We start from the raw sequence: 12,457 nt of genomic DNA, 5'->3' as shown, positions 1-12,457 counted from the left end.
TCAGCCCCCGAGGATACGCGTCAGGGCCTCATCCACCGGCAGCTCGACGCGCGTACCGTCGGCGCGACGCTTCAGTTCCACCACCCCATCCTTGGCACCGCGCGGGCCGACGATGACCTGCCAGGGATGGCCCATCAGGTCGGCATCGGCAAACTTCACGCCCGCACGCTCGCCCCGGTCGTCGTAGAGGAAATTCTCCGGCGAGGCCGCATAGATCTTCTCGCAGATCGCATCGCAGGTGGCGTCGCCCGATTTCAGGTTCAGGATCGCGGCACGGAACGGCGCCACGCTGTCGGGCCAGATGATGCCGTTCTCGTCATGGCTGGCCTCGATGATCGCGGCCACCAGACGCGAAACGCCAATCCCGTAAGATCCCATTTCCGGATAGAGCGGCGCGCCGTCCGGCCCGCTGACGGTGATCTCCATCGATTCGGTATATTTGCGGCCGAAATGGAAGATATGACCGACCTCGATGCCCCGCCCCTCGCGCCGGCGCTCGTCCGGCACATTTGCCCAGGCGGCCTCGTCATGCTTCTCGTCCGTCGCGGCATAGAACGAGGTCATGCGGGTGAAGAACGCGTCCAGCGACTCCCGGTCGTCGATATCCACCGGCTCCGACAGCCAGTCCTGCGCCTCGAACGCGCTGTCGAAGAAGACGCCGCTTTCGCCGGTCGGCGCCAGGATCAGGAATTCATGGCTCAACTCGCCGCCGATCGGCCCGGTATCGGCCACCATCGGGATCGCCTTGACGCCCAGCCGCTGGAAGGTGCGCAGATAGGCCAGCATCATCCGCCGGTAGGAATCGACCGCCGAGGCATAATCGATGTCGAAGCTGTAGGCGTCCTTCATCAGGAACTCGCGCCCACGCATCACGCCGAAGCGGGGCCGCACCTCGTCACGGAACTTCCACTGGATATGGTAAAGCGCCTGCGGCAGTTCCTTGTAGGATTTGATCACCTGCCCGAACAGATCGGTGATCATCTCCTCGTTGGTCGGTCCGTAGAGCAGCTCGCGCTCATGCCGGTCCTGAATGCGCAACATTTCCGGTCCGTAGGCGTCATAGCGGCCCGACCGCTTCCACAATTCGGCCGACTGGACGGTCGGCATCAGCAGTTCCTGCGCCCCGATCGCATCCTGCTCCTCGCGCACGATGCGCGAAATGTTCTGCAGCACGCGCCAACCCGCCGGCAACCAGGCATAGATCCCCGCCGCCGTCTGGCGGATCAGCCCGGCCCGCAACATCAGCCGGTGGGAAATGACCTGCGCCTCGGCAGGATTCTCCTTGAGAGTGGGCAGGAAGCCGCGCGACAGACGCATACCGTTATCAACCTCGAAAGACCGGCGCAGCGCCGGATGGTTCGTTATTCAGGACAAGACGAATACGCCAGAATCCGCGCCGCCGCCATGTCCGGCAACACGGCGCGCGCCGGAATGGACAACACCCAACTGTGAAGGGCCGGAGCCGCCCCAACCCGTGACATGCCGGGTCAGGGCTCATAAAGTGCGGCCACCCAATCCGGAGAAACGCCGGGTTTAGGGAAAAAACGTCCGGGGCCGGCAGGAAGGACGACGCACCTTTCTGCCGCAACCCTCCCGGTCTCCCCTCTTTGGGGGCGCCTCTTCCGAAGAGGCCTAGACCCGCAACAGATGGACGTCGACCAGCGGCCGCTTCTGCAGTTTCCGCCCCAGCGCACGGCGCAGCGCCGTTTTCGCCGCCTCGCGGAACGTATTGTCGTCCCGGCGCAGCTCGTCAGGGATCTCATCCAGCGCATTGCCGAATTCTTCGGTCAGGCGGCTGGTCTCGGGGTCCTCGGGGTCCAGCAGTCCGGGCGCGCTCACCTTCGGGTCGCCGATCAGATAGCCCTCGTCATCCACCGCAAAGCTGCCCATCACGATGCCGTTGAACAGCATGCGCCGGCGCGCCGCCAGCACGCCGCCATTCATCGGCAGCAGCCGCCCGCCATCCAGCACCAGCCGGCCGGTCGGCGCGGTATCCACCACCTCGACCGCACCCGGCGCCAGGTTCAGGATGTCACCATCCTCCAGCAGGATCGGCAGCACACCCTTTTCGCGGGCGATCGCGGCATTGGCCGTCAGGTGGCGCCATTCACCATGCACCGGCACCGCAAAGCGCGGCCGCACCAGGTCGAACAGTCGCCGCACGTCGCCGCCCGTGGCATGGCCGGACACATGCACCAGATGGTCACGGTCGGTCAGCACGCGCACGCCGCGACGCGTCAGATTGTCCTGCACCTGCATGACCGCCTGCTCGTTGCCCGGGATCATGCGGCTGCTGTAGATGACCGTATCCCCCTCACCCAGCGAGATGTTGGGGTGGCTGTCGCTGGCGATACGCGACAGGGCCGAACGCGGCTCGCCCTGGCTGCCGGTGATGATCATCACCACTTCATCGTCGGGCAGCGAATTGGCTTCCTGCTCGGACAGAAAGGGCGGCACATCGGCCAGATAGCCGCATTCCCGCGCCGACACATCCAGATTGCGCAGCGAACGCCCAACGATCACCACCGACCGGCCGGCCGCCTGCGCCGCCTTGGCAATGGTCTCGATGCGCGCCACGTTGCTGGCAAAGCAGGTCACGGCGATGCGCCCGCTCAGCGAGGCGATCAGGTCGGTCATGCTCCGCCGCACGTCGGATTCCGACGCCGACGGCCCCTGCGTCATCACATTGGTGCTGTCGCAGACCATGGCCAGCACGCCCTCGTCGCCCAGCGCCTCAAACGCCGCAACATCGGTGGGCGGGCCCACCATCGGCTGGGGGTCGAATTTCCAGTCGCCGGTATGCACGATAATGCCATGGGGGGTGCGCAGCACCACCGCCTGCGCCTCGGGCACCGAATGCGTCACCGGGATGAAACGCAGGTCGAACGGCCCGACATTGAAGGCGCCGCCCGGAGCGATGACATGGATCTTCACCTGCTGGGTCAGATGCGCCTCGCTCAGCTTGCGGCGCAGCACCGAGGCGGCAAAAGGCGTGGCATAGATCGGGCAGCCCAGACGCGGCCACAGATGGGCGACCGCCCCCAGATGGTCCTCATGCGCGTGGGTAATGACCAGCCCGGCCAGATCGTTCTTGCGCTCGACGATGAAGACCGGGTCCGGCATCAGGATCTCGGCTTCCGGCGTGTCGTTGCCGGAAAAGCCGATCCCACAATCGATGGCCAGCCAGGTGGACCCCAGCCGGTAGAGATTCAGATTCATGCCGATCTCGCCCGTTCCGCCCAGAGGCAGAAAGGCCAGACCATCATTGGTGTCGTTCATAACCTATCCTTTTGTACCAACACGAATCATGACGGGAAAACAGTCCCTTCATGGGAATATGCATATCGGGATGGTCCGCATGGCCTGCGATGGGCCTGCCGACATCTCTCCCTTTGTGGACAGCAATCCTGTCCATCAGACTCCAACGCCCCTCCTGGGGGCAATCCCGCCGCGTCCGGCCGCGCGGTCCCATGAGATCGGAGCCGGGAATCACTCTTCCCGCTCGACGATCATCAGACCCGTGCGACCCTAAAACCCAGACCGGCTGTCAGGTTCCCGTGCCGCCCGACGCCCCGGCGGCATCGCGGTCCAGCAGCAGGATCTCGCCGGTCGAAATCCGTTTCAGCCCGTCGGCGCAGTGCAGCAGGAGCATCCCCTGCTCGTCCAGGCCGACGAATGAACCTTCTACCTGCCCGCTTTCGCCGCGCACCACAAGTCTGGTGCCCGGCGGGTGGGCGCGCTCCAGCCATGCCGCGCGCAGCAAAGCAAAGCCCTCCGCGCGCCACACCGCCTGCCAGCGGTCCAGTTCGGCGCAGATCGCACGGGCCACGATCTCGGGGTCCGGGGCCGTTCCATAGGCGGCGACGCAGGCCAGGCTCCGTCCGGCAATCGCGGGCACGGCCCGCAGATTGGCCCCGAACCCGATGACCAGCCAGCGTCCCGTGGCATCGCTCCCACGCTCGATCAGGATGCCGGCGGTCTTGCATCCCGCCAGCAGCAGGTCATTGGGCCATTTCAGCCGCAACTGCGCCGGATCGTGAATCCACGGCAGGATCGCCCCGTGAAAGGCCAGGCTGGCCACAAACGGCCACAGCCCCACCGCGCCATCCGCCTCGGCGGGACGCAGCAGGACCGAGAATGCCAGATTGCCGCCCGGGTCCTGCCAGTCGCGGCCCCGACTACCCCGGCCGCTGGTCTGGCGGCGGGCCATGACCGCCAGTCCGGCCTCCGCTCCCTCGCCAGCCCGCGCGATACAATGATCGGAGGTCGAGCCCAGCTCGTCATGGATCTCGAGGCGCCAGGCGGTCGCACCCGGCGCCAACCCCACCGTCACCTGAACAGGGCCTGCGCCGCTGCCTGAGCCGCGGTCGAAACCGGACCCAGCACGATCAGGAACCCGGCCGTCGCAACCCCCATCCCAACCGAGACGAAGGACAGCGACAGCGGCCGCCGGTCGAGCGGCGCCGCCGCCTCATCGAAGAACATCACCTTGATGATGCGCACATAATAATAGGCACCGATCACGCTGCTGACGACACCAACCGCCGCCAACCCGAACAGATGGGCGTTGATCGCGGCATAGAACACCATCAGCTTGCCGAAGAACCCGGCCAGCGGCGGCGCTCCCGCCATGCTGAACATGAAGATCGCCATGGCGGTGGCCAGCCCCGGATCGGTACGGCCCAGGCCGGCCAGGTCGACAATCCCGGTCACCGCGCGCCCCTTGCGGCGCATGGCGATGATCACGGCAAAGGCCCCGACATTCATGAGCAGATAGGTGGTCAGATAGACCAGCGTGCCGCGCATGCCCTCTTCGGTCCCGGCCGACAGGCCCATCAGCGCATAGCCCATATGGCCGATCGAGGAATAAGCCATCAGTCGCTTGATATCGGTCTGCGGAATGGCGGCCAGCGACCCGAACAGCATCGAGACGATCGCAATGGCCTCGACCAGGATCTGCCATTGCGGCGCGACATGGCCGAACGGCCCCGCCATCACCCGCAGCAGCAGCGCAAAGGCCGCGATCTTCGGCGCGCCGGCCATGAAGGCGGTCACCGGGGTCGGCGCGCCCTGATACACATCAGGCGTCCACATATGGAATGGCACCGCCGACAGCTTGAAGGTCAGCCCCGCCAGCATGAACACAATGCCGATCATCAACCCCATCGGCACGGCGGAGGTGGCGCTGAGCGCCGTCTGGATGGCGCCATATTCCATGGTGCCGGCAAAGCCATAGACCAGCGCCGAACCATAGAGCAGCAGGCCCGAGGCCAGCGACCCGAGCACGAAATATTTCAGCCCCGCCTCGGCGCCCCGCACATCGTCCCGCGCGAAGGCGCAGAGGATGTAGATGGCCAGCGACGACAGCTCCAACCCGATGAACAGAGTCATCAGATTACCCGACGACGCCATCATCATGGTGCCCAGCGTCGAGAACAGCAGCAGGACCGGGAATTCGAACCGCTCCACCTTCAGGTCCCGCGCGTAGCCCACGGTCAGCATCGTCGCCAGCGCCCCGCCTGCCAGGCTGAGCAGCTTCATGAAGCGGGCAAAGCTGTCATTGATGAAGATGTGGTTGTAGCCGGTCCCGTCCGGCGACATCACGACCAGGAACGCGGTCAGGACGAAGGCGCCGATCGTCAGCATGGAGCAGGCGAGGAACGGCTGCCCCTTCTTCTGCACCACCCCGAAGACGAGGATCGCGAGGCCGCACAGTGCCAGGACGATTTCCGGCAGAGCAAGTGTCCAGTTCATCGGTTCAAACCCGTTCCCGGAGATCAGTGGAAGACCAGCAGGGTGGAGACGAGCACCACCAGGCCGATCAGCATCGTGAAGGCATAGATCGCGATCGAACCGGTCTGGGTCCGCACCGCCTGGGCGGCGGTTCCCGCCGTCATCCGGGCCAGACCGTGGGGAATCCCCTCGATCACCCCTTCATCCGCGCCTTTCCACAGCAGGTTGGCCAACGCCCGATACGGCCGGACGAACAGATGGTCATACAGCTCGTCGAAATACCATTTGTTCAGCAGGAACAGGTAGATCGGCCGCAAACTGGTCGCCAGCGACACCGGAATGGCGGGGCTGGCCACGTAGCACAGGTAAGCGACCAGAATACCCAGCACACCGGCAATGGTCGGCACCAGCGCAATCAGTTCCGGCGTCTGTTCCAGCGTCGCGATGATGGTATTGCCCGGCGCATTCACGATCGCCCCGTTCCAGAAGGCCGCCTGGCCCTCGCCGACATAGTACGGCGCCAGCAGCAGCCCGGCCAGCACCGCGCCCACCCCCAGCAGAACCAGCGGCAGCGTCATCCAGGCCGGGCTTTCATGCGCCCCCTCATGCAGATGCGCATCGCGCGGCGCGCCATGGAAGACCAGGAAGATCAGGCGCCAGCTATACAGCGCGGTAATGAAGGCCGTGACGCAGCCCAGCGTCCAGCCATAGAAGCCGAGGCTGCTATGGGCCATCCACGTGGCTTCCAGGATCGCGTCCTTGGACCAATAACCGGCGAAGGGGAAGATGCCGGCCAGGGCCAGGCTGCCCACCCACATCGCGCCATAGGTCAGCGGGATCTTCTTCCACAGCCCGCCCATGCGGAACATGTTCTGCTCATCATGCACGGCATGGATCACCGAGCCCGCGCCCAGGAACAGCAGTGCCTTGAAGAAGGCATGCGTCGTCAGATGAAACATCGACGCCTGATAGGCCCCGGCCCCGACGGCCATGAACATGTAGCCAAGCTGCGAACAGGTCGAATAGGCGATCGTGCGCTTGATATCCGGCTGCACCAGCCCGACCGTGGCGGCAAAGAAGCAGGTCGTCGCCCCGATAAAGAGGATGAAGGCCTTGGTGTCGGGCGCGAATTCCACCAGCGGCGACATGCGCGCCATCAGGAACACGCCGGCGGTCACCATGGTCGCGGCATGGATCAGGGCCGAGACCGGTGTCGGGCCTTCCATCGCATCCGGCAGCCAGGTGTGCAGGAAAAGCTGCGCCGACTTGCCCATCGCACCGATGAACAGCAGCAGGCAGATCGTCTCGTAGATCCGGTGCGTGCCGAACAGCGTATAGGTGTCGTCGCCATGCGCCGGCACCAGCGCGAAGATATTGTCGTAGGTCACCGAGCCGAATTCGACGAACAGCAGCGCGATACCGACCATGAAAAACAGATCGGCCACGCGATTGACCACAAAGGCCTTGATCGCGGCGGCGCAGGCGCTGGGCCGGTCGTACCAGTAGCCAATCAGCAGATAGCTGGCCAAACCCACGCCTTCCCAGCCGAAGAAGAGCTGGATCAGGTCGTTCGACGTCACCAGCATCAGCATGGCGAAGGTGAAGAGCGAGAGATACGAAAAGAACCGATAGGTCGGGGTCGTCTCATGCCCCATGTAACCGATGCTGTAGATATGCACGAGGGCCGAAACCGCCGTGACCATGGCGACCATCGACAGCGACAGCGTATCCAGCCGCAGCGTCCAGGCGGCATGGAAACTGCCGGCACGGATCCAGTCCGCCAATTGCACCACGACCGGCATGCCCCCGGCATGCATCGCGGTGAACAGCGCCCCGCTGCCGCACAGGGCCGCGATCACCATGACGGACGTGGTCAGCGCCTTGGCCGGCCCGTCGCCCATCATCCGCCCGAACAGTCCCGCCACCATGCAGGCGAACAGGGGTCCGAGGACCGCGATCTCGAAAAGGGTAGATGCCGTTTGCATGGCCCGCTCAGCCCTTCATCATGGTGATGTCTTCGACCTCGATCGAACCGCGATTGCGGAAATAGACCGTCACGATCGCCAGCCCGATGGCGGATTCAGCCGCCGCGATGGTCAGGACGAACAGGGTGAAGACCTGCCCGGACAGATCGCCGAGCGCGGAAGAAAACGCGACGAAATTCAAATTCGCCGACAGCAGGATCAACTCGATCGACATCAGGATGATGATGACGTTCTTGCGGTTCAGGAAAATGCCGAACACACCCAGAACCAGCAGGATGGCACTGACCGTCAGATAGGGCCCGATGCCGATGCTTCCCAGTCCGCCGGTCATTGCGGCAGCCCTCCATGATTGTCGGTGCCGTGCCCGCCCTGCGCGGTCTTATCGACCGGCTTGCCCTGAGGCACGGGCTCTTCCGTCACCCCGTACGATCCCGGAACCGACGCGATGTAGTAGGAATGTTCCGGCCGGCGGAAGCCGCCATTGGCCGCCACGCCCTGCCCCAGGGGCACGGTCATCATGGCCAGCGTATCCGCCGCCGTGCGTTCGTGCTGGCGATCGATATTCTGCCGCCGCCCCATCGGCCGTTCGCGCAGCGTCAGCACAATGGCGCCGATCATCGCCACCAGCAGCACCAGGCCGCACGCTTCGAACAGGAAGACGTAATGCGTATACAGCACGTCACCCAGCGCCGCGGTATTGGTCCGCCCCGGCGCCGCCACCACATGCGGGACCGAGGCGATATCCTGTGCGACCTGCCAGTGGCTGAACGCCAGCGCCAGTTCGGCCAGCAGCACCAGCCCCACCGCCGCCCCGAAGGGCGCATAACGCTGCAATCCTTCCCGCATCTGCGCGAAGCGGACATCGAGCATCATCACGACGAACAGGAACAGCACCGCGACGGCGCCGACATAGACGATGACCAGGATCATCGCGAGAAATTCGGCCCCCGCGACCAGGAACAGACCCGCGGCATTGAAAAAGGCCAGGATCAGGAACAGTACGGAGTGAACGGGATTACGCGCGCTGACCACCATTCCGGCCGACAGGACCAGTACCGTCGCGAACACGTAGAAGACGATTTGGGTCATCATCGGTGACCTTCCTGCCGCATGGCTCTTTTCTCCCGCTGCCTCACTGGCTCGGCCTCTCCCTCAACGATAGGGCGCATCGAGTTCCAGCCGTCGTGCCAGGACACTTTCCCAGCGGTCGCCGTTGGCGAGCAGCTTGTCCTTGTTGTACATGAGTTCCTCGCGCGTCTCGGTCGCGAACTCGTAATTCGGCCCCTCGACGATCGCATCGACCGGGCAGGCTTCCTCGCACAGGCCGCAATAGATGCATTTCGTCATGTCGATGTCGTAGCGCGTGGTGCGCCGCGACCCGTCATCGCGCGGTTCGGATTCGATCGTGATCGCCTCCGCCGGGCAGGTCGCCTCGCACAGCTTGCAGGCAATGCAGCGTTCCTCGCCGTTCGGATAGCGGCGCAGCGCATGCTCGCCACGGAAACGCGGCGAGAGCGGCCCCTTTTCGTACGGATAGTTGATCGTCACCTTCGGTTTGAAGAAGGCCCGCAGCGTCGCCCCCATGCCGGCCACCAATTCGGCCAGCAGGAAGGAACGGACCGTTCGGTCAAGAGTGCCCATCAGCTCGCTCCTCCCTGGGGCAACAGCCCGGTGGCCAGCAGGAAGCCCGCCGTCAGCACCATCCACACCAGCGAGAGCGGGAGGAACACTTTCCATCCCAGCCGCATCAGCTGGTCGTAGCGGTAGCGCGGGAATGTCGCGCGCACCCAGATGAAGACGAACAGGCAGAACAGGATTTTAGCAATCAGCCACAGCGGCCCCGGTATCCAGGTAAAGGGCGCGATCCCGATCGGCGGCAGCCAGCCACCAAGGAACAGGATGCTGACCATCCCCGACATCAGGAACATGTTGGCATATTCGCCGAGGAAGAAGAGGCCGAAGGCCAGCGCCGAATATTCGACGAAGAAGCCGGCCACCAGTTCACTCTCGCCCTCGGGCAGGTCGAACGGCGCGCGGTTGGTTTCCGCCAGCGCCGAGATGAAGAAGATGATGAACATCGGGAACATCGGCAGGCAGAACCAGACATGGCGCTGCGCCAGCACGATGTCGTTCAGGTTCAGGCTGCCCACCGCCAACAGCACCGACACGATCACCAGACCGATCGACACCTCGTACGACACCATCTGCGCCGCCGCGCGAAGGCCGCCGAGAAAGGCGTATTTCGAATTCGACGCCCAACCCGCGATCAGCACGCCATAGACACCCAGCGACGAGATCGCGAGCAGATAGAGCACCCCGACATTGATGTTCGCGATCGCCCAGCCATCATTGGTGGGAATGACCGCCCAGGCGGTCATGGCCAGCGAAAAGGTCAGGAACGGCGCGAACAGGAACAGGAAACGGTTGGCACCGGACGGGATCACGGTTTCCTTGGTGATCATCTTGATTGCGTCGGCAAAGGCCTGCAGCACGCCGAACGGGCCGTTGACGTTCGGCCCCTTGCGCAGCTGCATCGCCGCCATGACCTTGCGCTCGGCCAGCGTCAGATAGGCCACGCCCAGCAGAAGCGGCACCAGAACGGCCAGCGCCTCGAGAACCGTCAGGATCACCTGGCCGATCATTGTGTGCAGAAAGAAATGCGCCACGTCGCCTTACTCCGCCGCCACGGTCCGGGGATGGACATAGATCCGCGAACACTCACCCATCGTCGGGCTGGCCCGGCAGATCGGATCCGTCTGATAATAATCGTCGAAGACCGGTCGGAACGGCGCCGACGACACCGCCCCGGCGCCCGTCGGCCCCGGCAGCGCCGACACGTCCACCGCATCCAGCCCGCCGATCACCCGGAACACCGGATTGACCGTCGCCAGCCGCTCGCGCAGCACCTCCACCGTGTCATAGGGCAGCGTATGCCCCACAACCTCGGAGAACGCGCGCAGGATGCGCCAGTCCTCGCGCGCATCGCCGGGCGGCATGACCGCCCGGAACGACCGCTGGACCCGCCCTTCGGTATTCACATAAGTGCCCGATTTCTCGGCATAGCTCGCGCCGGGCAGGATCACATCCGCCCGCGCCGCCGCCGCATCGCCATGATGGCCCTGATAGATGACGAAGGTCTGCGGCCCGATCTGCGCGGTATGGAACTCGTCCGCCCCCAGCAACCACAGCACGTCGACGCCGCCGCTCATCATCCCGGCGGCGCTGCGTCCACCCTTGCCCGGCACCAGCCCCAGATCCAGCCCGGCGACCCGGCTGGCCGTGCGATGCAGGACATTGAAGCCGTTCCACCCAGCCCCGATCGCACCCGTCTCGGCCGCCAGCGACCAGGCCGAAGCCAGGATCGCCCGCGCATCCGGCCGCGTCAGCGCGCCATGCCCGACGATGATCATCGGCTTCTTCGCCGCCTTCAGCACCTCGGCGAAAGGATGCGTGCCATCCCGCAGCGCGGCCAGCACCTCCGGCCCCTCGCCCAGCAATTCCGTCTTATAGGTCGGGTCGGCCGTCGGCGCGCCGACCAGCCCGATCGGGAACCCACCCCGGCCCGCCGCCAGGAAGCGCTTGCGAATCCGCGCATTCAGCACCGGCGCTTCCTGCCGGGGGATCGAGCCCACGATCAGCAGCGCGTCGGCATCCTCGATCCCGGCAATGGTGGTGCCGAACGTGTAATAGGCCCGGTGCGACAGATCGTAATCCGCGCCGTCCTGGCGGCAGTCGATATTGGGCGAACCCAGCGCCGTCATCAGGTCCTTCAGCGCCAGCATGCTCTCGGCATCGCACAGATCACCGGCAATCGCCCCGATCCGATCCCCCGGCACGCCGTCCAGCCGGCGACCGATGGCCACGAACGCATCCTGCCAGGAAACAGCCTGCAACTTGCCATGGACCCGCACCCAGGGCCGATCCAGCCGGCGATGCTTCAGCCCATCGACCGAGAACCGCCCCTTGTCCGCCAGCCATTCCTCGTTTACCGCGTCATTGACGCGCGGCACAGCCCGCAGCACGGCGGTGCCGCGCACATGCAGGCTGATATTGGTGCCCACCGCATCGCTGACATCGATCGAGTCCGTCCGCTTCAACTCCCACGGCCGGGCGGTAAAGGCATAGGGCTTGGAGGTCAGGGCGCCCACCGGGCAGATGTCGATCAGGTTGCCCGACAGTTCCGAGGTCAGCGCCTTCTCGACGTAATTGGTGACTTCCATGTTCTCGCCGCGCGAGACCGCACCCAGTTCGGGCACCCCCGCGATCTCGGTCGCAAAGCGGATGCAGCGCGTGCACTGGATGCAGCGCGTCATCACCGTCTTGACCAGCGGGCCGAGATATTTGTCCTTCACCGCGCGCTTGGCTTCCTGATAGCGCGAGTGATCGGCACCATAGCCGAACGCCTGATCCTGCAGGTCGCATTCGCCACCCTGATCGCAGATCGGGCAATCCAGCGGATGGTTGATCAGCAGGAACTCCATCACCGCCCGCCGCGCCTTGCGCACGATCTCGGTGTCGGTCAGGATTTCCATCCCTTCCGCCACCGGAAAACCGCAGGAGGCCACCGGCTTCGGCGCCCGCACCACCTGCACCAGACACATGCGGCAATTGCCCGCGACCGACAGACGTTCATGGAAACAGAAGCGCGGAATTTCCTTGCCAGCCGCCTCGCACGCCTGCAGCGCGCTGGACCCGCTGGGAACGTCGACCACGATCCCGTCGACGGTTACTTTCACCAT

At 64.9% G+C, this 12,457-nt stretch carries 10 protein-coding genes; all 10 read right to left on the bottom strand.

Annotation, left to right across the window (positions count from 1 at the left end; translation table 11 throughout):
* Entirely contained in the window at positions 1-1,317 is a 1,317-nt protein-coding gene (gene proS, locus HLH35_RS08945; RefSeq protein WP_182978812.1) for a proline--tRNA ligase, read from the bottom strand.
* A 315-nt stretch (positions 1,318-1,632) separates the two neighbouring features.
* On the bottom strand, positions 1,633-3,279 hold the full coding sequence (locus HLH35_RS08940) for a ribonuclease J (RefSeq protein WP_182978811.1): 1,647 nt from the start codon (positions 3,277-3,279) through the stop codon (positions 1,633-1,635).
* A 268-nt stretch (positions 3,280-3,547) separates the two neighbouring features.
* Entirely contained in the window at positions 3,548-4,333 is a 786-nt protein-coding gene (locus tag HLH35_RS08935) for a biotin--[acetyl-CoA-carboxylase] ligase (RefSeq protein ID WP_338029320.1), read from the bottom strand.
* The gene (gene nuoN, locus HLH35_RS08930; protein WP_182978810.1) at positions 4,330-5,754 is read right to left on the bottom strand and encodes an NADH-quinone oxidoreductase subunit NuoN; all 1,425 of its coding nucleotides are present in this window, start codon (positions 5,752-5,754) and stop codon (positions 4,330-4,332) included. The genes HLH35_RS08935 and nuoN overlap by 4 nt, the downstream gene beginning before the upstream one ends.
* A 23-nt stretch (positions 5,755-5,777) precedes the next feature.
* A complete protein-coding gene (gene nuoL, locus HLH35_RS08925) occupies positions 5,778-7,718 on the bottom strand; it encodes an NADH-quinone oxidoreductase subunit L (protein ID WP_182978809.1) in 1,941 nt (646 codons plus the stop codon).
* 7 nt (positions 7,719-7,725) lie between these two features.
* Positions 7,726-8,049: an NADH-quinone oxidoreductase subunit NuoK gene (gene nuoK / locus HLH35_RS08920; RefSeq protein ID WP_012227311.1), complete on the bottom strand. Its 324-nt coding sequence runs from the start codon at positions 8,047-8,049 to the stop codon at positions 7,726-7,728.
* A complete protein-coding gene (locus HLH35_RS08915; protein WP_182978808.1) occupies positions 8,046-8,810 on the bottom strand; it encodes an NADH-quinone oxidoreductase subunit J in 765 nt (254 codons plus the stop codon). The genes nuoK and HLH35_RS08915 overlap by 4 nt, the downstream gene beginning before the upstream one ends.
* 60 nt (positions 8,811-8,870) lie before the next feature.
* Complete coding sequence (gene nuoI, locus HLH35_RS08910) at positions 8,871-9,359, bottom strand: NADH-quinone oxidoreductase subunit NuoI (protein WP_182949729.1); 489 nt, start codon at positions 9,357-9,359, stop codon at positions 8,871-8,873.
* Complete coding sequence (gene nuoH, locus HLH35_RS08905; protein WP_182949730.1) at positions 9,359-10,384, bottom strand: NADH-quinone oxidoreductase subunit NuoH; 1,026 nt, start codon at positions 10,382-10,384, stop codon at positions 9,359-9,361. The genes nuoI and nuoH overlap by 1 nt, the downstream gene beginning before the upstream one ends.
* Positions 10,385-10,390: 6 nt before the next feature.
* A complete protein-coding gene (gene nuoG / locus HLH35_RS08900) occupies positions 10,391-12,457 on the bottom strand; it encodes an NADH-quinone oxidoreductase subunit NuoG (RefSeq protein ID WP_182978807.1) in 2,067 nt (688 codons plus the stop codon).

Source organism: Gluconacetobacter asukensis, assembly GCF_014174375.1.
GTDB lineage: Bacteria > Pseudomonadota > Alphaproteobacteria > Acetobacterales > Acetobacteraceae > Gluconacetobacter > Gluconacetobacter asukensis.
This window is presented reverse-complemented; position numbering and strand designations above follow the sequence as displayed.

Coding starts and splice junctions, on each gene's coding strand:
- nuoN (WP_182978810.1), bottom strand. CDS start 5,754: ATGAACTGGACACTTGCTCTGCCGGAAATCGTCCTGGCACTGTGCGGC.
- nuoI (WP_182949729.1), bottom strand. CDS start 9,359: ATGGGCACTCTTGACCGAACGGTCCGTTCCTTCCTGCTGGCCGAATTG.
- nuoL (WP_182978809.1), bottom strand. CDS start 7,718: ATGCAAACGGCATCTACCCTTTTCGAGATCGCGGTCCTCGGACCCCTG.
- HLH35_RS08915 (WP_182978808.1), bottom strand. CDS start 8,810: ATGATGACCCAAATCGTCTTCTACGTGTTCGCGACGGTACTGGTCCTG.
- nuoK (WP_012227311.1), bottom strand. CDS start 8,049: ATGACCGGCGGACTGGGAAGCATCGGCATCGGGCCCTATCTGACGGTC.
- proS (WP_182978812.1), bottom strand. CDS start 1,317: ATGCGTCTGTCGCGCGGCTTCCTGCCCACTCTCAAGGAGAATCCTGCC.
- HLH35_RS08940 (WP_182978811.1), bottom strand. CDS start 3,279: ATGAACGACACCAATGATGGTCTGGCCTTTCTGCCTCTGGGCGGAACG.
- nuoG (WP_182978807.1), bottom strand. CDS start 12,457: ATGGTGAAAGTAACCGTCGACGGGATCGTGGTCGACGTTCCCAGCGGG.